Annotated in this window: 15 protein-coding genes; 4 read left to right on the top strand and 11 right to left on the bottom strand. The window is 58.6% G+C overall.

Annotated elements, in window-relative coordinates; all coding sequences use genetic code 11:
* Position 1: 1 nt before the first annotated feature.
* From AB1724_01610 to AB1724_01620, 3 genes are read left to right on the top strand one after another with little or no spacing between them, the layout of a single operon-like run.
* On the top strand, positions 2 to 1,702 hold the full coding sequence (locus AB1724_01610) for an FAD-binding oxidoreductase (GenBank protein MEW6076488.1): 1,701 nt from the start codon (positions 2 to 4) through the stop codon (positions 1,700 to 1,702).
* A gap of 30 nt (positions 1,703 to 1,732) precedes the next feature.
* Entirely contained in the window at positions 1,733 to 2,578 is an 846-nt protein-coding gene (locus AB1724_01615) for a hypothetical protein (protein MEW6076489.1), read from the top strand.
* 21 nt (positions 2,579 to 2,599) lie between these two features.
* Complete coding sequence (locus AB1724_01620) at positions 2,600 to 3,688, top strand: 4Fe-4S binding protein (protein MEW6076490.1); 1,089 nt, start codon at positions 2,600 to 2,602, stop codon at positions 3,686 to 3,688.
* Between the two features lie 4 nt (positions 3,689 to 3,692).
* Here the strand turns inward: AB1724_01620 and lpxK are convergent, their stop codons facing one another.
* From lpxK to AB1724_01650, 6 genes are read right to left on the bottom strand one after another with little or no spacing between them, the layout of a single operon-like run.
* Positions 3,693 to 4,814, bottom strand: coding sequence for a tetraacyldisaccharide 4'-kinase (gene lpxK, locus AB1724_01625; protein ID MEW6076491.1), 1,122 nt, complete (start codon positions 4,812 to 4,814; stop codon positions 3,693 to 3,695).
* A gap of 12 nt (positions 4,815 to 4,826) precedes the next feature.
* On the bottom strand, positions 4,827 to 5,903 hold the full coding sequence (gene lptG / locus AB1724_01630) for an LPS export ABC transporter permease LptG (GenBank protein MEW6076492.1): 1,077 nt from the start codon (positions 5,901 to 5,903) through the stop codon (positions 4,827 to 4,829).
* 13 nt (positions 5,904 to 5,916) lie between these two features.
* The gene (lptF, locus tag AB1724_01635; protein MEW6076493.1) at positions 5,917 to 7,074 is read right to left on the bottom strand and encodes an LPS export ABC transporter permease LptF; all 1,158 of its coding nucleotides are present in this window, start codon (positions 7,072 to 7,074) and stop codon (positions 5,917 to 5,919) included.
* Complete coding sequence (locus tag AB1724_01640) at positions 7,071 to 8,261, bottom strand: MFS transporter (GenBank protein ID MEW6076494.1); 1,191 nt, start codon at positions 8,259 to 8,261, stop codon at positions 7,071 to 7,073. The genes lptF and AB1724_01640 overlap by 4 nt, the downstream gene beginning before the upstream one ends.
* A gap of 19 nt (positions 8,262 to 8,280) precedes the next feature.
* On the bottom strand, positions 8,281 to 8,658 hold the full coding sequence (locus tag AB1724_01645; GenBank protein ID MEW6076495.1) for a RidA family protein: 378 nt from the start codon (positions 8,656 to 8,658) through the stop codon (positions 8,281 to 8,283).
* A gap of 5 nt (positions 8,659 to 8,663) precedes the next feature.
* The gene (locus AB1724_01650) at positions 8,664 to 10,013 is read right to left on the bottom strand and encodes a phosphomannomutase/phosphoglucomutase (GenBank protein MEW6076496.1); all 1,350 of its coding nucleotides are present in this window, start codon (positions 10,011 to 10,013) and stop codon (positions 8,664 to 8,666) included.
* 247 nt (positions 10,014 to 10,260) lie between these two features.
* On the opposite strand from AB1724_01650, the gene AB1724_01655 reads away from it, so the two are divergent.
* Positions 10,261 to 12,078: a GspE/PulE family protein gene (locus tag AB1724_01655; GenBank protein ID MEW6076497.1), complete on the top strand. Its 1,818-nt coding sequence runs from the start codon at positions 10,261 to 10,263 to the stop codon at positions 12,076 to 12,078.
* A 6-nt stretch (positions 12,079 to 12,084) separates the two neighbouring features.
* Here AB1724_01655 and AB1724_01660 read toward each other — a convergent pair whose 3' ends face one another.
* The 5 genes from AB1724_01660 to AB1724_01680 form a co-directional block, all read right to left on the bottom strand.
* Positions 12,085 to 13,227: a LysM peptidoglycan-binding domain-containing protein gene (locus AB1724_01660; GenBank protein ID MEW6076498.1), complete on the bottom strand. Its 1,143-nt coding sequence runs from the start codon at positions 13,225 to 13,227 to the stop codon at positions 12,085 to 12,087.
* A gap of 129 nt (positions 13,228 to 13,356) precedes the next feature.
* Positions 13,357 to 15,081 (bottom strand): AMP-binding protein, encoded by a 1,725-nt coding sequence (locus AB1724_01665; GenBank protein MEW6076499.1) that lies wholly within the window; start codon positions 15,079 to 15,081, stop codon positions 13,357 to 13,359.
* The gene (locus AB1724_01670) at positions 15,078 to 16,124 is read right to left on the bottom strand and encodes a histone deacetylase (protein ID MEW6076500.1); all 1,047 of its coding nucleotides are present in this window, start codon (positions 16,122 to 16,124) and stop codon (positions 15,078 to 15,080) included. The genes AB1724_01665 and AB1724_01670 overlap by 4 nt, the downstream gene beginning before the upstream one ends.
* A 26-nt stretch (positions 16,125 to 16,150) precedes the next feature.
* Positions 16,151 to 18,115, bottom strand: a complete 1,965-nt coding sequence (gene acs / locus AB1724_01675) for an acetate--CoA ligase (protein MEW6076501.1) — start codon at positions 18,113 to 18,115, stop codon at positions 16,151 to 16,153.
* Positions 18,112 to 19,983, bottom strand: coding sequence for a GNAT family N-acetyltransferase (locus tag AB1724_01680; GenBank protein MEW6076502.1), 1,872 nt, complete (start codon positions 19,981 to 19,983; stop codon positions 18,112 to 18,114). Before AB1724_01680 ends, acs begins: the two co-directional genes overlap by 4 nt.
* Positions 19,984 to 20,161: the final 178 nt, after the last annotated feature.

The raw sequence follows: 20,161 nt of genomic DNA on the forward strand, positions 1-20,161 counted from the left end.
AATGCTGACGCAGACCGAAATCAATGAACTGATCAATATCGTCGGCGCCTCCGGGGTGGCCACCGCGCCGTGCATGATGGACACCTACGCTTTTTACATGAACCCGGAGGTGCTGATCAAAGACGGCGGACGCTGGGCGCCTAGGCCGTCGGCGGTGGTGCTGCCGGCGTCGGCGGAAGAAGTCCGGGCGATCGTTCAATACGCCAATCGTTCCGGCTTAAAGGTCAAACCGCTGTCCACGGGTTTCGGCACCTGGGCGGCGGCTTCCCGGGACCGGGTGATTATCCTCGACCTGAAGCGGATGAACCGGATCATCGAGATCGACGTCAACAACCGCATCGCGGTGATCGAGCCTTATGTCCGGGCCATTGACCTGCAGACCGAGGTGATGAAACACGGTCTGAACGTGCACGTGGTTTCCTGCGGCGGCAACCATTCGGTGCTGGCTTCCGCCACGGCCGCCTGGGGTTACGGGTTGAGCGGGGCCTCCATGGGGTACAGCGGCCGCAATCTGCTGGGCGTGGAATGGGTGCTGCCTACCGGGGAGATTTACCATCTCGGCAGCGCCGGCGACTGCGGTCGCTGGTTTTCCGCCGACGGGCCGGGGCCCTCTGTCCGGGGGGTGATGCGCGGTTTCCAGGGCACCATGGGGGGGCTGGGCGTTTTCACCAAGTGCGCCGTCAAACTGTATAAGTGGGATGGACCGGATCGCTGGGAGGTGACCGGCGCCTGCCCCCGTTATGTGCTCACGGAGAAGTTTCCCCGCCTGGCCTTTCACGCCCTGTCCTTCCCTTCGGGCCAGGCCATGCGCGAGGCCGGATACCTCATGGGCGAGGCCGAGCTGGAATATTCACAGTTCCGGACCCCCATGTTTTTCATGGTCCTGGGCCTGACCGACCACAATGAGGAGTTGAAGGCGTTCCTCGACAGCGGCGTCTTTCAGAAGATGACCCGGCATGTACTCGTCAATGCCGTGGTTGGCCATTCCGAGGGTGAATTCGCCTGGAAGATGAAGGCCCTGAAAAAAATCCTGCGCCGGACCCGGGGGGTGAGGCTGCCGCTGAACGTCAAGCCCACGGCTGTCCAGTTGCGGTGGATGGGGCGGCTGACGAAATATCTCAAGGACCCCCTGTTTATACTGCGGCGGCTTCCTTTTCTCCAGGACCTGGCCAACGCCCTTCCGCTTGACCGCCGGCAGGACATGGACGCCTACTCCCGGATGTTCTGGCTGCTGATCCGGCATGCCAACAACACGCAAGGCACCTTCCGGCCGTCCCAGGGCATGTTTACCACCCTGGGCTCCTTTGATACCTGGGATCTGGGCGTGACGCAATCCGACTGGATTGCCGAGGCCAAGAAGGAGTATATTAATAAGGAACTGATTCTGGATGATGAGGGCGACCTCGGCTGCGGTGGCCTGTTTGAACACGGACATCTGGGGTACCTGGAGGGTATCGGGCTGTATGATCCCAAGAATCCGGCCTCGGTCATGGCGGCCGGCGAACTGGTTGAAAAGGGCGTGGCGGCCTCCATCAGCAACGCCATGGGGGTTCCCATCGCGGCCTTCGGGCACGAGATGAACAAGCGTTTCGGGCCGGAATGCCATCATTATCACCAGTGGCTGGCCAAGATTAAAGCGGCCCTCGATCCCAATGACGCCTCGGATTCTTTTTTTTATTATCAAACGGATGATAATGAATAAACCCACATCTTTTCTCCGGAGGAAAGACCAATGAAGAAAAAAATTCTCATTGCCGCCGGTGTGCTGATCGGTGCTTTACTGGTGATGATGGCCGCGTCGGCCGTGGTAGTCGGACCGATGGTCCGTTCGGCGGTCAACACGCAGGGCCCCAAAATGATGGGAACCGCCGTCAAGGCCGAAGACGTGGACGCCGCGCTTTTTTCCGACGGGGCCACGCTGACGGGCTTTGTGCTGGGGAACCCGCCGGGTTTTGAAACACCCCAGGCCGCGACGGTAAAAGAAATCCGAATCCGCCTCGATAAAAAATCGCTGCTCACGAACCGGACCGTCATTGAGTCGGTTGAGGTGATATCGCCTCACCTCAATTTTGAGATTCAGGAGAAAACCGATAATTTCAGGGCCCTGTTGAGCAGCATGAGAAAAGCGGCCAGAGCCGGGCAGCCCGCTCCAGGGCAGAAGCCATCCAGGCGGAAAAAGACCGAGAAGCAGATGCTGATCCGGGAAGTGATCATCCGGGAGGGCCTGGTCGACCTGGCCGCGGCTCAGATCAAGGAAACACCGGTCACGGTACCGCTGCCGGAACTGCGGCTGACCAATGTCGGCGCGCAGGAAGGCGGCCTGACCCCGGACAAGGTTTTTAAAATGGTTCTTTACAGATTATACAATGAACTTCATTCGCCGCCGCTCCGGGATGCATTTAATGATCAGTTGAAGATATTTGAGACAAGTGTTGATCAATTAAGGGGCGTTGTCCCCATGCCGGACAAAGACTCTATCCGAAAAAGGAAAAATCGTTCCAGGGTTTACTCCGGGCCGGTCGTCAGCCCGGAAGACAGCGGCGGCGCCCCCGCGTCAGCAGGCGCTTTCGAGGAGTAACGGTCTTTTAAAGAGGGTGCCATGACGGAAGATATTTACCTGAAACTGGGCGAGCGGTTGAATAAAAATTTCATGAGACTGCCCCTGGGCGAACCGGTTCTAAACTTTCTGAAAAAGGCCTTTTCGCCGGAGCAGGCGGAAATCGCCGCCGGCCTGCCCATGGGCGCCCATCCCCTGGAGCATCTGGCCGGCGTGCTGAACCGCGATCCGGACGAACTGTATGCGATTTTCGACCGGATGGCGGACCGGGGTCTCATCTTCATTCACCGGGATGAGGCCGGTGTCAACCATTATTCCCTGCCGCCGTTTTTCCCCGGGATCGTTGAGTTCCAGACCATGCGCGGCACGGAGAATCCGGAAGACGTGGAAATGGCCCGGACCGTCAAGGCCATGATGGACTACCTGGACGAGGTGGGCAGGGAACTGTTTAAAAATCCGGAGGTGGCCAACCGGGTGCTTCCGGCCGGCTTGCGAACCCTGACCGTGGAACAGGAAATTCCTGCCGACGCCACGGTCATGCCGTTTGAACAGGTCAGCGCCATTATCAGTCAGGAAAGCTCCTTCGGGGTTGTGTGCTGCCACTGCCGGCATCAGGCCAAGCTGACCGGTCATCCCTGCCGGGTTGAAAATGTTCCGGAACGGACCTGTTTTTATTTCGGCCGGGTCGCGGACTTCATGATTGAGCGGGGGTTTGCCCGGCGGGTGACGAAAGAAGAGTGCCTGGATATCCTCAAGCGGTGTGAGGCGGCCGGGCTGGTTCATAACATCAACAACTATCTGGGCCGGTCCCTGGTGCTGTGCAACTGCTGCAGCTGCTGCTGCGATTTCCTGGTACGCATGAAAAAGTACCGGGGACTCCAGAGCGTGGCCCGTTCCAATTTCATGGCCAGCGTGGACCCCGAGACCTGTACCGGTTGCGGCGCCTGCGTTTCGCGCTGCCAGATGGAAGCCCTGACACTGGTCGATGATGTCGTGTCCCTGACGGAGATTTACTGCATCGGGTGCGGCAACTGCGCCTCCGTCTGCCCGTCCGGCGCGCTGAAAATGGTCCGGCACGCGGACGTCAAACCGGTCGAACTAACCTTTGAGTTCCCCGGCCTGGGGTTATAGGGGTTTAAGGTTCAAGGGGGTTGAGGGGTTCACGGGAGCGCTCGATTTTTTCCAGGAGTAAATTTTTAAATTGTTCGGACTGCTCCCGGAATGAGATGGCCGCGTCCAGCACAACCAGATCGCCGGGGAGCGTCGGCGTCGGGCGGTCGCGGAATTTCACGTGGTCCTTGGCGCTGGTGATGATGATGTCGGTGTTGTTCCGTTTCGCTTCCCGGGAGACGGCGTTCAGTTCGGCGTCCGTGCAGGCATGATGATCCCGGAAAAAACGGTGACCGGTGATCTTAACGCCCAGTCGGCCGACGCTTTCGATGAAGGCCGGGTTGTCGGCCAGACCGCAGAAGACAAAGGCCCGGCGGCGGGCCAGGGCGTTCGTCTCCGGCAGGGGCCGGTCGTCTCCGGCAATGGACCTTCCGCCGGTAATCCACGCGGTGACCACCGGAACGTGAAAAGCCGCGAAACAGGGCTTGCCGCTGATCAGGCGTTCCAGGCCGCCGGGCCGGAAGCCGGCCGTCTGATCAGCGCGGGTAAAAACAATAATGTCCGCTTTTCTGATGGCGGAGGGGGGCTCCCGCAGGGGACCGGCCGGAAGGAGACGGCCGTTGCCCAGGGGACGGGCGTGGTCCAGCAGGACGATATCGATGTCCCGGGCCAGTTGAAAATGCTGAAAGCCGTCATCCAGGAGAACCACATCCGGAGCAAACCGCCCGATCGCTTCGGTCGCGATCCGGTAACGGTCCCGTCCCACGGCCACCGGCACACCGGGCAGCCGTTCGGCCATCAATAACGGTTCGTCTCCGGAACAGCCCGCATCCATCAGAAGATGTTTCCCGTCACTGACGATACCGCCCCGCTTCGAAGCGCTTCCCTTGTAACCCCGGCTGACGATCAGGGGGGAAAGACCGGCCGCCTTCAACAGCGTCGCGATGTGGATCGTCATGGGGGTCTTGCCGGTGCCGCCGGTGGTGATATTGCCGATGGAGACGGTCGGGCAGGGCAGGCGCTTTACCCTCATCAGTCCGTTGTCATGACGGGCCCTCCGCAGGAATGCCGCGCCGCCGTAAAGCCGGGAGAGCGGGGTCAGGGCCGAAGAGACGGCCCCGGTTGACAGCTTATCCCTGACGGTCATGGGTCACCCCGGTTAAGTTGATTTTTTCAGTACCGCCCAGGTCAGGAAAAGGAAAACAATGTTGGCCGACCATGCGGCCACCAGGGGCGGCAGCACGCCGCCGTATCCCAGAGACAGGGCAAAACCGTACAGCATCCAGTAGGCAAAAGCGATCCCGATGCCGTAGGCAATGGTGGCGGCGATTCCGCCCAGGGATCTGCCCGAGGCGCCCAGTCCGGTTCCCAGCAGGCTCATCAGCAGACAGACAAAGGGGAAGGCGATTTTGGCGTGCAGGTCAACCCGGTACAGGGCCGTGCTGTATCCTTCATCGGCGATCTTCCGGATGTGCCGCAGCAGCTCCAGGAAGCCCATCTCATCGGAACTCTTGGCGGCCCGGCCCACGTCTTCCGGCACAATATCCAGCGCCACCGTCAGCTGTTGTGTCACGGATGCCTGCGCCAGTTCGCCGTTTTCATCAAAGTGGTGATCCAGGGCGTTGATGAAGATCCATCCGGACGAGGAAAAGGCCCCCCGGTCGGCGTCAATCCGTCGCGTCAACCTGAAATCCTTGTCAAAAAAATTAAGGGTGACGCCGAAGGCGGCTTTCTCGGCCGGGTTGTAATAGTGGATATGCATGATGACCCGGCTGTCCTTGATCCATATGTCGTTCTGTTTGGCCGTAGCGGAGGCCTTGTGGCGGACCTTGTTCAGCCAGATGTCGTTGGCCTGGCTGATGGTCGCCGGAACCACAAATTCGGACAGCAGAAACAGGAACAGACAGAAACCGGCGCCGATGATCACGGTCGGCTTCAGCAGGAAACTGATTCCCAGGCCGCAGCTTTTCAGGGCGGTGGTTTCATTGTTCCGTTTCATCAGCCCGAAGACGATCAGGGTGGCGACCAGGGACGCAACCGGCGTGATTTGAACCAGCACCAGCGGTATTTTCAGCAGGAAGAAGAAGACGAATTTTGATAAAGGCAGGCCGGATTTGAGGACCTCTTCGATCTTTTCGAAGAAATCGATGGCGATATAGACGACCACGACCACCGTCGCGATCACGGCGAACTGCTTGAGAATTTCTCTGGAAATGTATCGGAAGAGTATCGACATGAATTGAATCCGGTCAGCCCCTCGAGAAAAAGTATCGGTAAATCCGGTTTATTTCATCCCGGATGCCGCGGTCATTGGCGGTAATCACGATCAGGTAGACGGCCAGAGCGGACATGACCGTGTTCGGCATCCACATCCCCATGGCGGGCGTCAGCGTTCCCTTTTCGCTGAAAATTTCTCCCGCGGACAGAAGGAGATAATAAACCAGAAAACAGACCAGGGCCAGTCCGATGCCCGATGACTTTCTGGCGCTGTGCGTCTGGATCCCCAGGGACACGGCCAGTATGCCCAGGGCGAGGCAGGCGAAGGGGATGGAGAATTTTTTGTGATATTCCAGTTGCGCCTGAAAATAGTCCTTGGTGTTCCGGTCGCCGGTTTTGAGATACTCCCGCAACTCGGTAAAGGTCATCTCCCGCTCGTCCTTGTGCCGGTATTTTTTCGGAATAGGTTTCTGGAGGTCGAGATTGACGGCGTAACGTTTAAAGCAGATGGACTGAAACGTTTTCTTGTCCGGCCGGGCCTGGTTGATCAGGCCGTCTAAGAGATTCAACCGGAAAATGCCGGTCTCCGGGTCAACGGTAAAATAGCCGGAAGGGGCGCAGACCGTCACGGCCTGGTCAGTGGTCTGGCGGTCTTCGATAAAAATCCCGGCAAGGGCGTTGGTCTTTTTATCCAGTCCGCTGATGTAGATGGTGAGATTGCTGAAATTGCTAATAAACTCCTGCTCCTTCAGCCCCATGGCGGGACTGGAGGTAATCGTTTTGTAGGTCAGGGCCTTCAGCGCGGTTTTGCCCCGCGGCAGCATCCATACGGACACCAGGGCGGTCAGCAGGGCGGCGCCCAGGGAGAAGACGGCGACCGGGTAGAGCAGCCGATAGACGCTGATGCCGCTGGACCGGATGGCGGTCACTTCGTTGTCGCCGGAAATCCGCAGGAAGGCCAGAAGAACCGCGATCATGGTGGAAATGGGAATGACGTATCCCAGAAAATAGGGCATGGAATAGAGCATGATCAGCAGGACCGCAACGACGGCGACATTGTAGTTGACGACAAAATCGATGATATCCAGGAGTTCGTGGGTCAGGAAAACGGAGGTGAAGAAGATGATGCTGACCGCAAAATAAGGAAGGAATTGCGTAAACACATATCTGTCCAGAGCGGTCGGTTTCATGGTTTGTCCGGGTTAATCGTTTTATCCGCCATTCTCCTGGTAAAAATAGCAAAAAGCGCCGTGCCGGACAACATGATTATCCCGGCCAGGGGAAAGGAGTGGCGGAGAGAGAAAAAGTCCATGGCCAGGCCGGCCAGCAGGGCGCCGAAAAACATGCCCATGCTGTGCGCCATGGTCATCAGGGACATGGTCGCGCCCATGGCGCCGGCGCTGTCCCCCTTGACGACGGCCATGGCCATCACCGGCGGCATGGCAATGCCGCCGCCGATCCCGAAAACGATGCTGGCGGTAAACAGTTCCCAGAAACCGGCGGCCCACTCAAAAGAGAATATCGCTCCGGCGACAATCAGCCCGCCGGTCACGGCCATTCTCCGTTTGTTGGTGTTGTCGGCCAGCATCCCCATGGGTACCTGCAGGAGACCGCTGACCAGAACGCCCAGCATCACCAGGACCCCTGTCCGGGTGCCGGATAATCCGAGGCCTCCGGCCAGGATGGGCAGAAAGCACCACAGGGTTCCGATGCAGAACACGTAAACAAAGCGGAACAGAAAAAGACCGTGCAGGGACTTGTCCCGCAGCAGCGCCGGCCAGGAAGCCGGGCGGGAACCCCGCAGCACGGCGTATTCCTCCTTCCGGGGCGGCAGGAAGAAAAGGCTCAGCAGGCAACCGGCCAGGGAAAGGACGCCCATGCCGATAAACGCCGCGTCGATGCCCCATGAGTCTTTGAGAAGACCGCCGAAGATGGGGCCGAGGCTGAGACTGCCGAATACCGACAGGTTGAACAGCCCCATGGTAAAGCCCTCTTTGTCTTTGGGCGTTATGTCGCCGATATAGGCCTGAGCGACCGGCATGATCATGGCCGAGGCGATGCCTTGGAAAAACCGGACGATGATCAGCCCGGTGATCGTGTCGGTACGCATGAAGGCCAGGGAAACGAGGGCGTATCCCATAAGCCCGATGGTAATGTAAGGCTTCCGTCCGCTCTTGTCGGAAAGATGCCCGAAGACGGGCAGGAGAATCGTCCGCGACAGAGAGAACACGGAAAAGATAAAGCCGATGTAAAACCCGCTGGCGCCGAGAGTTTCGGCGTAGACCGGCAGCAGGGGAACAACGATGCCCACTCCCATGACAGCGCTGAAAATGGAAAAAAAGAGGGCGGAAAATATTCTCTTGTCCAGTTGTTTCATGCCATTCGGGATGAGCGGTTTAGGCCTTCACGGCGATACAGTCGATTTCGACCAGTGCGCCCAGGGGAAGGGCCGCCACCTGAATGGTGGCCCGCGCGGGTTTGTGCGGTCCGAAAAAGTCGGCGTAAATCCGATTGACAACGGGAAAGTGGTTCATGTCGGCCAGAAAAACCGTGGCTCTGACGACGTCTCCGGGGGCAAATCCCGCCGCTTCGAGTACGGCCGCCAGGTTGGTCAGCACCTGCCGGGTCTGGCCGTCGATATCATCTCCGGCCATTTTCCCGGTTTCGGGAACGAGTCCGATTTGTCCGGAGCAGAACAGCATGTTTCCGGTTTTAACGGCCTGCGAATACGGACCGACCGCGACCGGTGCCTTTACGGTTGAGACATATTCCATGGGGATCACCGTTGTTTGTACTTTTCCACCACGCCTTCCACCAGCGACCGGATGTCGGACAGCCGCTGCCCGGTCAGGGCTTCAAATCGTAAGACCAGCGCCGGCTGGGTGTTGGAGGCGCGAACCAGGCCCCAGCCGTCATCAAACAGAACCCTGACCCCGTCAATGTCGATCACATGGTACCGGGCCTTCAAGTCATCCCGCACCCTGTCGACCAGATCGAATTTTTCATCGTCCGGACAGTCGACCCGGATCTCCGGCGTGGTGAAGGTTTCGGGGATGTCGGCCAGAAGGTCCGACAGGGGTCGGCCGAAGTCGGCCATCAGTTCCAGCAGCCGGCAGGAGGCGTAGATGGCGTCGTCAAATCCCAGGTACCGGTCGGCGAAGAAAATGTGGCCGCTCATCTCCCCCGCCAGTTCCGCCTTCTCCTGTTTCATTTTGGTTTTGATCAGGGAGTGGCCGGCTTTCCACATGATGGCCTGTCCGCCGTGACGGCGGATATCATCGTACAGCACCTGGGAGCATTTGACTTCCGAGACAAAGGTGGCGCCCGGCTTGCGGGATAGAATTTCCCGGGCAAAGAGGATCATCAGCCGGTCTCCATAGATGATCCGGCCGGTTTCATCCACCACGCCGATGCGGTCCCCGTCGCCGTCATAACCGATGCCCAGGTCCAGTTTTTTCCCCCGCACCAGGGAGATCAGATCCGTCAGGTTGTCCGGAATGGTCGGATCGGCCTCATGATTCGGAAAGCGGCCGTCCATGTCGCAGTAAAGGTCGTGGGTTTCGCAGCCCAGGTCCCGCAGGATCGGTACGGCCACCACCCCGGCGGTCCCGTTGCCGGCATCGACCGCGACCCGCAGGGGCCTGCTCAGGGAGACGCCCTTTTTAACAAAGGACTTATAAGGCGTGACCGCGTCCGCCGGCGATAAGGCGCCAGCGCCTTTTAAAAAGGACCGGCTGTCGATCATATCCCTTATTTTCAGGATTTCCCGGCCGAAGATGGAGTCCAGACCCAGGCAGAGCTTGAATCCGTTGTAGGCCGGCGGATTGTGGCTGGCGGTCACCATGATGCCCCCGCCCGTCGAGAAATGATGGATGGCAAAGTAGAAAACCGGTGTGGGACAGACGCCGATGTCCAGCACATCGCAACCCGTTTCACGCAACCCCCGGATGATCTGCCCGGCGTAAGCATCCGATGTCAGCCGGCAGTCACGGCCGACAGCCGCCAGAGACCGGCCATGTTTTTGCAGGTAGGTGCCGATGGCCTTTCCCAGCAGCAGCACGTCGTCCCCGCTGAAATCTTCTTCCGCGATTCCACGGATATCATATTCCCTGAAAATCCTGGGATTCATGTGTCCTGTCCTCATCTGGCCGCCCGCAGAGACGGCCCGTGTCTTTATCCGGAGATTATCCTGCCGTCGCGGAAATTGCAAGGCACTCTCCCGGCTTGGGTACTTTTTTGCGGCCGATCCTTCCGGTAGCAGGGTCGGCCATCCTGCGTAATGTCCTTGAACCCCGGGGGCGTTTATGGTAATAATGCCATAAATAAAAAGGTTTGTGTGGAAACGACCATCAATCCGACAATCATGGGCTGACGTTATGGACGATGAACTTCAAAAAATATTGCCACCCAAGAAAATCTGCCAGCTGCTTCTCAAAAAAGGGGTAATCAGCCGGAGCAGCGCCGAAGAAATCCTCAAAAACCAGCACAGTGTCAGGGAATCGCTGGAAAAACGGAGAAGCGTCCGGGCGGCTTCGGCGCCATCGGGTATCCGGATTAATAACCCGGTTACCATCGTGGATGTTATCGTGGCCATGAATCTGCCCCGGAGCGACAAGGAGATCGGGCAGGTGGATGAGGAGCTGATTTTTCAGCTCCTGGCCGACGAATGGGGCATCCCCTACAAGAAGATCGATCCGGTCAAGCTCGATCTGGAGCTGGTCACCAACACCATCCCTCGTTCCTTTGCCATGAACTATCTGGCGGTTCCCATTGCTATTGAAAAGAACAGCCTGATCGTCGCAACTCCCAACCCGTTTAACATGGAAGTCCTCAACGATATCGCCCGCGTGGCTCATAAGCGGGTGGCCCCGGTGGTCAGCACCAAATCGGATATCATCCGCACGATCAATGAATTTTTCGGTTTCAAGAGGTCCATCGCGGCGGCGGCGATTCAGTTTGAAGCGCCGGCCGTGGATCTGGGCAATCTGGAGCAGTTCGTCAGCATGGTCGGCGAGGATGAACTTCCCTCCAACGACAGCCATATCGTCAACGCCGTCAACCATCTTTTCGCCTATGCCTTTGACCAGCGCGCCAGCGACATTCATATCGAGCCGAAACGGAACGTGACCGAGATCCGGATGCGGATCGACGGTGTTCTGCATTCGGTGTATAAAATCCCCAAAAAAGTTCATTACGCCATCGTCAGCCGCATCAAGAACATGGCCCGGATGGACATGGCGGAAAAACGGAAACCCCAGGACGGTCGCATCAAGATGGAACGGGATAAAACCGAGGCGGAAATCCGCGTGTCCACGGTACCCGTCGCTTTCGGCGAAAAACTGGTCATGCGCGTCATGGACCCGGAAATCCTGATGCAGAATGTGGAAGGACTCGGCTTTGCCAAGGATGAACTGGCCGCGTATCAGCAGATTATCAACAAGCCCAACGGGGTCCTCCTGGTCTGCGGTCCCACGGGAAGCGGCAAGTCCACGACCCTGTATTCCACCCTGCGGTACCTGTCTACGCCGGACGTGAATATTGTGACCGTGGAAGATCCCATCGAAATGATTCATGAACAGTTCAACCAGATCGCGGTTCAGCCCCTGGCCGGCATCACTTTCGGGTCCATTCTGCGGCATATCCTGCGCCAGGACCCGGACATCATCATGATCGGTGAAATGAGAGACCTGGAGACGGCCCAGAACGCGGTTCAGGCGTCGTTGACCGGTCACTTTGTCATGTCCACGCTGCACACCAACGACGCGCCGTCGGCCATTGTCCGGCTGCTGGACATGGGGATTCAGCATTTTCTCATTCAGGCCACCCTGGCCGGCGTGATGGCCCAGCGCCTGGTCAGGCGGATCTGCAATGACTGCCGGGAATCGTTCGAGATGGACGCGCATGAAATGGAAGCAATGGGCATTCAGACCGGGAAGGTCGGACATATCCGGCTGTATCACGGCCGGGGGTGCGTCAAGTGCCGTAACACGGGCTATCGCGGAAGAATCGGTATTTTTGAACTGATGCCTTACAGTGAGGCCATCAGAAAGGTGACGACGGCGCGGGCCGATCTGCACAAAATACAGGCCATCAGCCGGGATGAGGGCATGCACACCCTGCGGGAGGACGCCATCAGAAAAATGCTCAACGGCGACACCACCTATCAGGAGGTCCTCCGGGTGACCTGGGAATAGCGGCTTTTACAGGGTGCTTTTAAACAAATCCCCGCTGCTGATAGGCTTTATCGATTTGGTGATGATGGCGGTCGCTGTTGTCTCTTTGGTGAGCAGCACAATGGCTTCGCCGAAGACAAACTGGTCAAGCATCACTTCTTTCCCGTCGATTTCTCCCCTGTCCTGATGGTAAATCGCAAATCGCTGTCCCGGCTTGACCCCGTCCTTTTCTCCCTTGTTGAGAAACACAATTGAGTATTCGCTGGACATTTCGGTATGGTCCTCGTCCAGGAGCAGTTCGCCGGTCAACCCCTCGGGGGCGGGTATGATCGCGATTTCCTTGTCCCGTTTTTCCATCGGCATGACAAAACATCCGGCAAAAATGGTGTCGAAGGACTTGATGATTTTCGCCTTTACATATTGTTCCGTAACAGCCGTGACTTCCGCCGCGCCGATGATTTGATACTGGTGCCCGGCATAGTCTCCGGTCCTCGGGTCCTTGACCAGTGTCAGTGGGGCGTAGATGCAATAAAGATTGCCGATGATAAAGGCGTTGTCCGCTCCGGGCGGAGACACGGGATCAATATAAACCGTATCGTCCTGGCTGATCATCTCTTTGGCTTCCCCTTCGGCTTTCATGATCCTGCCGATGGCCAATGGATCCTTGACCGGGTTGTCGGTAAGTGATTCGGGCCGATCGAGTTTGAGGACAAATCCGAGGTAGGAGATCCCGGGAAACATGTAATAAACCGTGAGGGCCGGCGACTCGGCGGGGGCCGCCTGGGGTTCGGCCGCCGGTTGTTCGGCCGCCGCCATCGGCGCCTCCTGGACTGCCGGCTGGCGAATGGCGTCCGTGCGCTGATACAGCCGGATGCGTTGTCCCGGATAAATCCGGTGAGGGTTGGTAATGTCCTTGTTCTGTCCCCACATGGCCGGCCACTGCCATTCTGAATCATAAAATTTTCGGGAAAGGTCCCAGAGGGTATCCCCTTTTTTGACCGTATAATAGAATCCCGGGTTATACTCATCCTGTTGCAGGCCTTCTTCGACGATCGGCTCGTTTTGCCCGGCGGTCGGCTGATTTTCCTCGGCAACAGCCAGAAAGGTTAAGAAAAAGCAACCGGCCAGTATGATAACCAATGATGAAACACGCGTTTTTCTGCCTGCCATAGCTCACCTTTTGGGTTTTGGATTATTTTTTGAATGCTGAACCGATAGGGCAAATGTATAGCCGGCCAGGTGTTTTTGTCAAGACTTTAGTTTTCCAGAGGATTTTGAAACCGACTCGTTCCGGCCGGTTCAGTCCGCCATGCTGGCGGCATCTCCTCCGGGAAGTCCCAGTTCCCAGGCGCGAAGAACCCGGCGGAGAAGTTTGCCGGTGCGGGTTCGGGGAAGCGTTTCGACGAACGAAATATCGTCGATGTGGATGTCCGGAGCGATGCTGGCCTTGAGAAACAGTTTGATCTCCTGGTTCAGGCGCCGGGACGGACGCTGGTCTTTTTTGACGATGACAAAGGCTTTCAGGGCCGACGTGCCCGTTTCCCGGTTTTCTCCCTTGGTGATTACCGCCGCTTCCGCCACCGCCGGGTGACGGCACAGGGCCTGTTCGATTTCGAACGGTCCGACGGTCCGATTTTCAGCGGTTTTGAGAATGTCGTCCAGGCGGCCCTGGTGATAGAAGTATCCTTCTTCGTCCTGCAGGGCGATGTCGCCGGTCACGAACCAGCCGTTGACAAAATAGGCCTCGTATCGTTCCCGGTCCTGCCATAGCCCCCGCATCATTCCCGGCCATCCGGGTTTGAGCGCCAGTTGTCCCAGGGAGAGAAACGGCAGTTCATCGCCGTTGTCGTCCAGAATGGCGGCGGTGATACCGGGCAGCGGTTTTCCGATGGCGCCCGGCTTGATATCCAGGGCCGGCAGATTGGCCAGGCAGATGATGCCGGTTTCCGACATCCACCAGTTGTCATGGGGGCTGTTCCCCAGGTGCTGTCTGACCCAGTAGAACAGATCCGGCATCAGCGGCGATCCCACCGTGGCCAGGTGGCGCAGGGCGCTCAAGTTGTAGCGGGAGGGCAGGTCGTCGCCGGCATCCATGAGCGTCCGGATGGTGTGGGGGGTGGTGTACCAGACGGTGATCCGGCTGGTTTCCAGCGTCCGGAAGCAGCCGGCGGCGGTAAGCGGGGATTCGGAAATCACCGAGGTGACGCCGCACAGCCAGGGCGCAAAGGCGCCGTAGACCGTGCCGGTCACCCAGGCCGGATCGGCGTCCGTCCAGAGGACATCCCCGTCGGACAGATCCAGGGCCCACCGGGCCGAGGCGTAAATGCCGATCAGGTCGCCGTGACTGTGGATGATCCCTTTGGGCGGCCGGGTGGAACCGGAGGTGTAAATGATGTACAGCGGCGCGTCCCCGGACAACCGCCGGGGGGGATAGTCGGCCGGGAGTGCGTCTGGTAAGTTTCCGACCTCTATTTCGTTGCGGTAGATGCCGGGGCCGGTTCCGGTGAGGAAAATCAGGCCGGCGGCGGCGGCGTCATCCGGTGGTATGTTTTCGACTAAATCCGGGGTGGTCAGGATGGCCCGGGGCGAGATGTCGGCCAGCCGGGTTTCCAGCTCATGATATCCGGAACTGGCAAAGACCGGGCAGAAAACGATACCGGCCCGGGCGCAGGCGGCGACGGCAAAAAAGAATTCCCGGCAGGGGGGCAGGTAAATCATCAGGCGGTCGCCGGCCGCCAGCCCGTTTCGGGTAAAAAAGACCGCCCAGCGGGCGGACATGTCCCGGAGCTGACGGTATGTGAAGACCGTGGTGCGGCCGTTTTTTTCAAAGATCAGGGCCGGCCGGCTGTTTTTTTCCGGATGGGCGGCCCACTTGTCAAGGGATTCGCCGATGATATTGACACCGATCCCCGCGTCCAGTCCCAATTCGATATCGATGTCCGACCAGAGAAACGACTGGCGCATCTTTTCATAATGGCGCAGGTTGGCGCCGGGATTCTGGGCCGGTACCCGGGCTTTGATCATGACAGGACTCCTAGTGGCCGATGGGTCGCAAAAACCGATTCCAGCAGTTCGTGGACCTGCTCCGGATGGGCCGGGACGGAATCGCCGACGGCCGCCGCTTCATCCGCCGTCACCAGGGCGTTCAGGACGGCCCTGACCGAGGCGGCGTTGGCTCCCGGGTCATATCCGCCCTCGAGCGACAGCAGCACGGGAATACCGCCGGCCCTGTCAGTCAGCCGGACGATCAGGCTTGTCAGGAGAAAATAGGCGTTCTCGGTCCAGAGAAAGCGGCCGAGCGGATCGTCGGCATGGGCGTCGAATCCGGCCGCCACCAGAATCAGTTCGGGGTTGTATCCCTCAAAAACCGCCGGCAGGACGGCGCGGTAAAGGAAGTCCACGTCTGCGTCCGTCAGGTCCCGGGGCAGGGGCATATTCAGAGTGAATCCCCGGCCCCGGCCTTCGCCGGTATCGGCGATTCCCCCGGAGTATGGAAACATGGCCGGGTCGTGGGACGACAGATAAAACACTTCCTTTTCCCCGTAAAACACCTGCTGTAGCCCGTTGCCGTGGTGGGCGTCCCAGTCGATAATCAGAATCCGTCTCGGGGAGTATCGCATCTGGGCATAACGGGCGGCGATGGCCAGGTTGTTGAGCAGGCAGAAGCCCATGGTCCGGTCCGGCAGGGCGTGGTGGCCGGGGGGGCGGACCAGGGCGAAAAACGCCCGGCAGTCGCCGTTCATGAGATGATCGATGCCCTGAACGCAGGCGCCGGCCGCCAGCCAGGCCGCCAGATAGGACTGGCTGCTGACCGGGCTGTCCGGCGCCAGGCTGGTGACTTTCTGCTCCGCGGTTTTCAGCAGTTTTCTGACGTGACCGGGGGTATGGACCAGCTCCACCTGGTCCAGGGTGACCGGCCGCGGAGTCACCGTCAGCAATTGCCCGTCGAAGAACTGGTCGAGCATCCGGTAGATGGAACTCAACCGGGTCGGGCTTTCCGGATGGGAATGGCCGGTTTTGTGCAGCAGAAAGCGGTCGTCCCTGGCGACGGCGATGGTTCGGCTCATAAGCGGGGCCTTTTTGCTGAATCCGGTTACAGGGAGTTAATGTCTATTTTGTTTTTGATCAGCTTATCGATGACCGTCTCGTCGGCGATGGTGGAGGTGTCGCCCAGTTCATCCAGCTTGTTGGCCGCGATTTTTTTCAGGATGCGGCGCATGATCTTGCCGCTCCGGGTTTTGGGCAGCCCTTCCGCCCACTGGATGGCATCGATGGTGGCGATGGGGCCGATTTCCCGGCGGACCAGGGCGATCAACTCTTTTTTCAGGTCGTCCGACGGCTTGCGGCCGGTCTTGAGGATGATAAAGGCGTAAATGCCCTGCCCCTTGATCGAATGGGGGAAACCCACCACGGCTGCCTCGGCCACGTGGTCATGCAGCACCAGGGCGGACTCCAGTTCGGCCGTGCCCAGGCGGTGACCGGACACGTTGATGACATCATCGATGCGGCCGATAATCCAGAAATAACCGTCCTCGTCTTTCCTGGCGCCGTCGCCGGTGAAGTACATGCCCGGCGCCTGGCTGAAATAAGTGGAAATAAACCGTTCATGGTCGCCGAAAACCGTCCGGGCCATTCCCGGCCAGGGCTTGCGGATGCAGAGAAGCCCCTCTTCTCCCGGATGCCTGACCGCTTCGCCGGTGTCGTCGATGATGACCGGGTCGACGCCGAAAAAGGGAAAGGAGCAGGAGCCGGGCTTGATGGGGGCCACGCCAGGCAGGGGGGTGAGCATGTGGCCGCCGGTCTCGGTCTGCCACCAGGTGTCGATGATGGGGCACCAGTCACGGCCGATGTGGTGGTAATACCAGCGCCAGGCCTCCGGATTGATGGGTTCGCCCACGGTGCCCAGCAGCCGCAGGCTGGAAAGATCGTGTTTTTTCACGTGCGACTCACCCTCCTTGGCCAGAGCCCGGATGGCGGTGGGGGCAGTGTAGAATTTGCTGACCCGGTATCTTTCCACGATGGCCCAGAAACGGTCGAAATCGGGATAACTGGGGACGCCTTCGAAAATGACGCTGGTAAAGCCGTTGATCAGCGGGCCGTAAAGGATATAGCTGTGACCGGTTATCCAGCCGATGTCGGCCGTACACCAGAAGATGTCATCGGGGTTCAGGTCAAAGACGCATCTGGTGGTCATGGCGGCGTACACCAGGTAGCCGCCGTGGGTATGCACCACGCCCTTGGGTTTGCCGGTGCTGCCGCTGGTATAGAGGATAAACAGCGGGTCTTCGGCGTCCATGGGCTCCGGCGCCACATAGTCCGGCAGCCCGGGCGCGGACACCAGTTCATGCCACCAGAACTCTTTGGCCGAATCCAGCGTGATGCCGGAGTTGACACGGTTGACGACGATGACGGTGTTGACGTCGGGGCATTTTTTCAGGGCCTCGTCCACGTTCTTCTTGAGGGCGACCGGCTTTCCCGACCGGTAGCCGCCGTCGGCCGTGATCACCACTTTCGCGCCGCAGTCGACGATGCGGTTGGCGATGGCTTCGGCGCTGAATCCGCCGAACACGACGCTGTGAATGGCGCCGATGCGGGCGCAGGCCAGCATGGCCACCGGCAGTTCAATGGTCATGGGCAGGTAAATAATCACCCGGTCGCCTTTTTTCACGCCCCTGGCCCGCAGGGCGGCGGCAAAAGCGTTGACCTGCCGGTAAAGGTCGCCGTAAGTGTATGTTTTGGTTTCGCCGGGGTCGTCGCCCTCCCAGAAATAGGCGGTCTTATCCCGGAGCTTCTCCAGATGCCGGTCCAGGCAGTTGCAGGAGGCGTTGAGCTTGCCGCCGCCGAACCATTCAATTCGGGCTTCCGTAAAATCATAACGAAGGACGAAATCCCATTTTCTGTCCCAGGTCAGATAGGCTTCGGCCTGCCGGGCCCAGAAGGTATCGGGGCTGTCGATGGATTCCCGGTAAAGCTGCCGGTAGGCGTCCATGCCTTTAATATGCGCGGTTTTCTGGAAATCGGCCAGGTGGGCATCATAGCTTTTTTTGAATTCGGTCATGATTCGTCTCCTTGGAATCTGCAGGTTAATACCAGCATATCCCCGTCCCGCCGGGTCTTTACGGAAAAGGGCAGGGTGGCAAACAGTTTTTTCATGGCGGTGTTGGTCGGTTCGGTATAGGCCACCAGCCCGGCGATGCCCTTTTCCTGGGCGGCTTGAGCCAGCTTCTTTAAAAGGGTGGCCGCGATTTTTTTCCCCCGCCACTGCCGGTTTACTGAAAAGGCGACCTCGGCGATGTTGCCGGCGGACTCCATCATGTAGGCGCCGATGCCGATGACCTCGCCGAACCCGAACTCGCCGGTGACCGCCAGGAGGGTGAGGTTCTTGATATAGTCGATCTCGCACATCCCTTCGATGTCGTTACGGAAAAAGCAGGTCTTGTGCTGAAAGAACCGGGCCAGGATGTCCGGTTTGTCCAGGCTGTAAAAGTGCTCCTGGATACGGCGGTCATCGACCGGTTTGGCCGGGCGGAACATAATGACCCGGTTGTCGATGGTCCGGGTTTCCTCCAGCCCGGCCGGGTAAACGCCGCGAAGCGCTTCCCCCAGCCTGCGGCCGGATGTCAGCAACCCCAGACGCCGGGCCTGATCGAAGAGCTCTTCCCGGAAATCAGGATGGGCCAGGCTGATCATGGCCGTGGCCCGTTCCTGCAGGTTTTTGCCGAACAGGTTGACCGCTCCGTATTCACTGACCACGTAGGCCGCGTCGTTCATGGGCACCACCACGTTGCCGGTCAGCCGCGGCACGATCCGGCTGGTTTTTTTGTCCACGGAAGTGCTGGGAATCAGGAGAATGGATTTCCCCCCGGGGGCCGCTGCCGTCCCGCGGACGAAATCCAGGATGCTGGAAACGCCGGCAAAATAATTATGGGGCAGGGCATCGACCGACGCCTGTCCGGTCAGATCCATTTCCTTGACCATATTGACGGCGATCATCCGGTTATGGCGGGCGATGATCGCCGGATTGCTGACGTAATCCGCCGGGAAGAATTCAATGGAGGGATTGTCGTGGACGAATTCGTACAGGTTCTGTGTTCCCACCGCGTTGCTGGCCACGATTTTACCTTCATTCAGCCCTTTGTAACGGTTGGTGATGACGCCGCGGGAAACCAGGTCCATGATGCCGTCGATAACAAACTGGGTATGGACGCCCAGATCGTTTTTTTCCGAAAGGGCCAGCAGAATGGATTTGGGCGTGGCGCCCAGGCCCAACTGGAAAGTGGCGCCGTCTTCAACGAGGTTGGCGACCAGTCGGGCGATTTTATGAGCCGATTGAAGTTCGGGAAGATCGGTTACCGTCAGCAGGGATTCCTCTTTTTCCACAATAAAGTCGACATCATTGACATGAATAAAGCTGTGGCCCAGGACCCGGGGCATGCGGGGGTTGACCTGGGCGATAACGATATCGGCGGCGTCGGCGGCGGCAAGCCCCACGTCCACTGAAACCCCCAGGCTCATCCAGCCGAAGTCGTCCGGTGGTGAGGTTTGAATCAGGGCCGCGTGAAGGGGAAGCTGCCTTTTACGGAACAGGTCGGAAACGGCCGATAAATTGATAGGGGTTATAAACGGCCGGCTGGGTTCCAGATGCCTGGCATTCCCGGAACCATGGTAGATGTTCCGGATGTGAAAACTGTTCAGCTGGTTCTGATTGGCCAGTCGGGTAATGGGAGAGTTTTCCAGTCCCATCAGCCGGACGATTTCCAGGTCAGAAAAATGATCGGCTTTATTCACCAGGGTGTCGACCAGATGCTGCGGCTCGCCGCATGAAGAGCCGATAAAAATCCGCCGCCCGGATTTGAGCAGCGATACGGCTTCGTCAGCGGTCCTTTTTTTTCGAACGTATTCGTCAGGCCAGTAACTGGTTTGCATGAGATGCACTTATTTTAAGTTCCGTCGGGGCCGGCCCGGGTGACGGAGAAGTATGCCGTGCCGTCCCTTCGGTATTCAGGCTGTTCTTTAAAATTATGATATCATATGAATAATTCAGGGAACAATACCTTTTATCGGCAATTATTAGCTTGACAGGCTGTTTTTTTTATCTTATATA

The organism is Thermodesulfobacteriota bacterium (assembly GCA_040753795.1).
In the GTDB taxonomy this organism is placed as follows: domain Bacteria; phylum Desulfobacterota; class Desulfobacteria; order Desulfobacterales; family Desulfosudaceae; genus JBFMDX01.

What these genes read in the sequence shown, in the direction of transcription:
- lptG (MEW6076492.1), bottom strand. Translation starts at nt 5,903, where the DNA reads ATGTCGATACTCTTCCGATACATTTCCAGAGAAATTCTCAAGCAGTTC.
- AB1724_01660 (MEW6076498.1), bottom strand. Translation starts at nt 13,227, where the DNA reads ATGGCAGGCAGAAAAACGCGTGTTTCATCATTGGTTATCATACTGGCC.
- AB1724_01655 (MEW6076497.1), top strand. Translation starts at nt 10,261, where the DNA reads ATGGACGATGAACTTCAAAAAATATTGCCACCCAAGAAAATCTGCCAG.
- acs (MEW6076501.1), bottom strand. Translation starts at nt 18,115, where the DNA reads ATGACCGAATTCAAAAAAAGCTATGATGCCCACCTGGCCGATTTCCAG.
- AB1724_01610 (MEW6076488.1), top strand. Translation starts at nt 2, where the DNA reads ATGCTGACGCAGACCGAAATCAATGAACTGATCAATATCGTCGGCGCC.
- AB1724_01645 (MEW6076495.1), bottom strand. Translation starts at nt 8,658, where the DNA reads ATGGAATATGTCTCAACCGTAAAGGCACCGGTCGCGGTCGGTCCGTAT.
- AB1724_01670 (MEW6076500.1), bottom strand. Translation starts at nt 16,124, where the DNA reads ATGAGCCGAACCATCGCCGTCGCCAGGGACGACCGCTTTCTGCTGCAC.
- AB1724_01650 (MEW6076496.1), bottom strand. Translation starts at nt 10,013, where the DNA reads ATGAATCCCAGGATTTTCAGGGAATATGATATCCGTGGAATCGCGGAA.
- lpxK (MEW6076491.1), bottom strand. Translation starts at nt 4,814, where the DNA reads ATGACCGTCAGGGATAAGCTGTCAACCGGGGCCGTCTCTTCGGCCCTG.
- AB1724_01620 (MEW6076490.1), top strand. Translation starts at nt 2,600, where the DNA reads ATGACGGAAGATATTTACCTGAAACTGGGCGAGCGGTTGAATAAAAAT.
- lptF (MEW6076493.1), bottom strand. Translation starts at nt 7,074, where the DNA reads ATGAAACCGACCGCTCTGGACAGATATGTGTTTACGCAATTCCTTCCT.
- AB1724_01665 (MEW6076499.1), bottom strand. Translation starts at nt 15,081, where the DNA reads ATGATCAAAGCCCGGGTACCGGCCCAGAATCCCGGCGCCAACCTGCGC.
- AB1724_01615 (MEW6076489.1), top strand. Translation starts at nt 1,733, where the DNA reads ATGAAGAAAAAAATTCTCATTGCCGCCGGTGTGCTGATCGGTGCTTTA.
- AB1724_01680 (MEW6076502.1), bottom strand. Translation starts at nt 19,983, where the DNA reads ATGCAAACCAGTTACTGGCCTGACGAATACGTTCGAAAAAAAAGGACC.
- AB1724_01640 (MEW6076494.1), bottom strand. Translation starts at nt 8,261, where the DNA reads ATGAAACAACTGGACAAGAGAATATTTTCCGCCCTCTTTTTTTCCATT.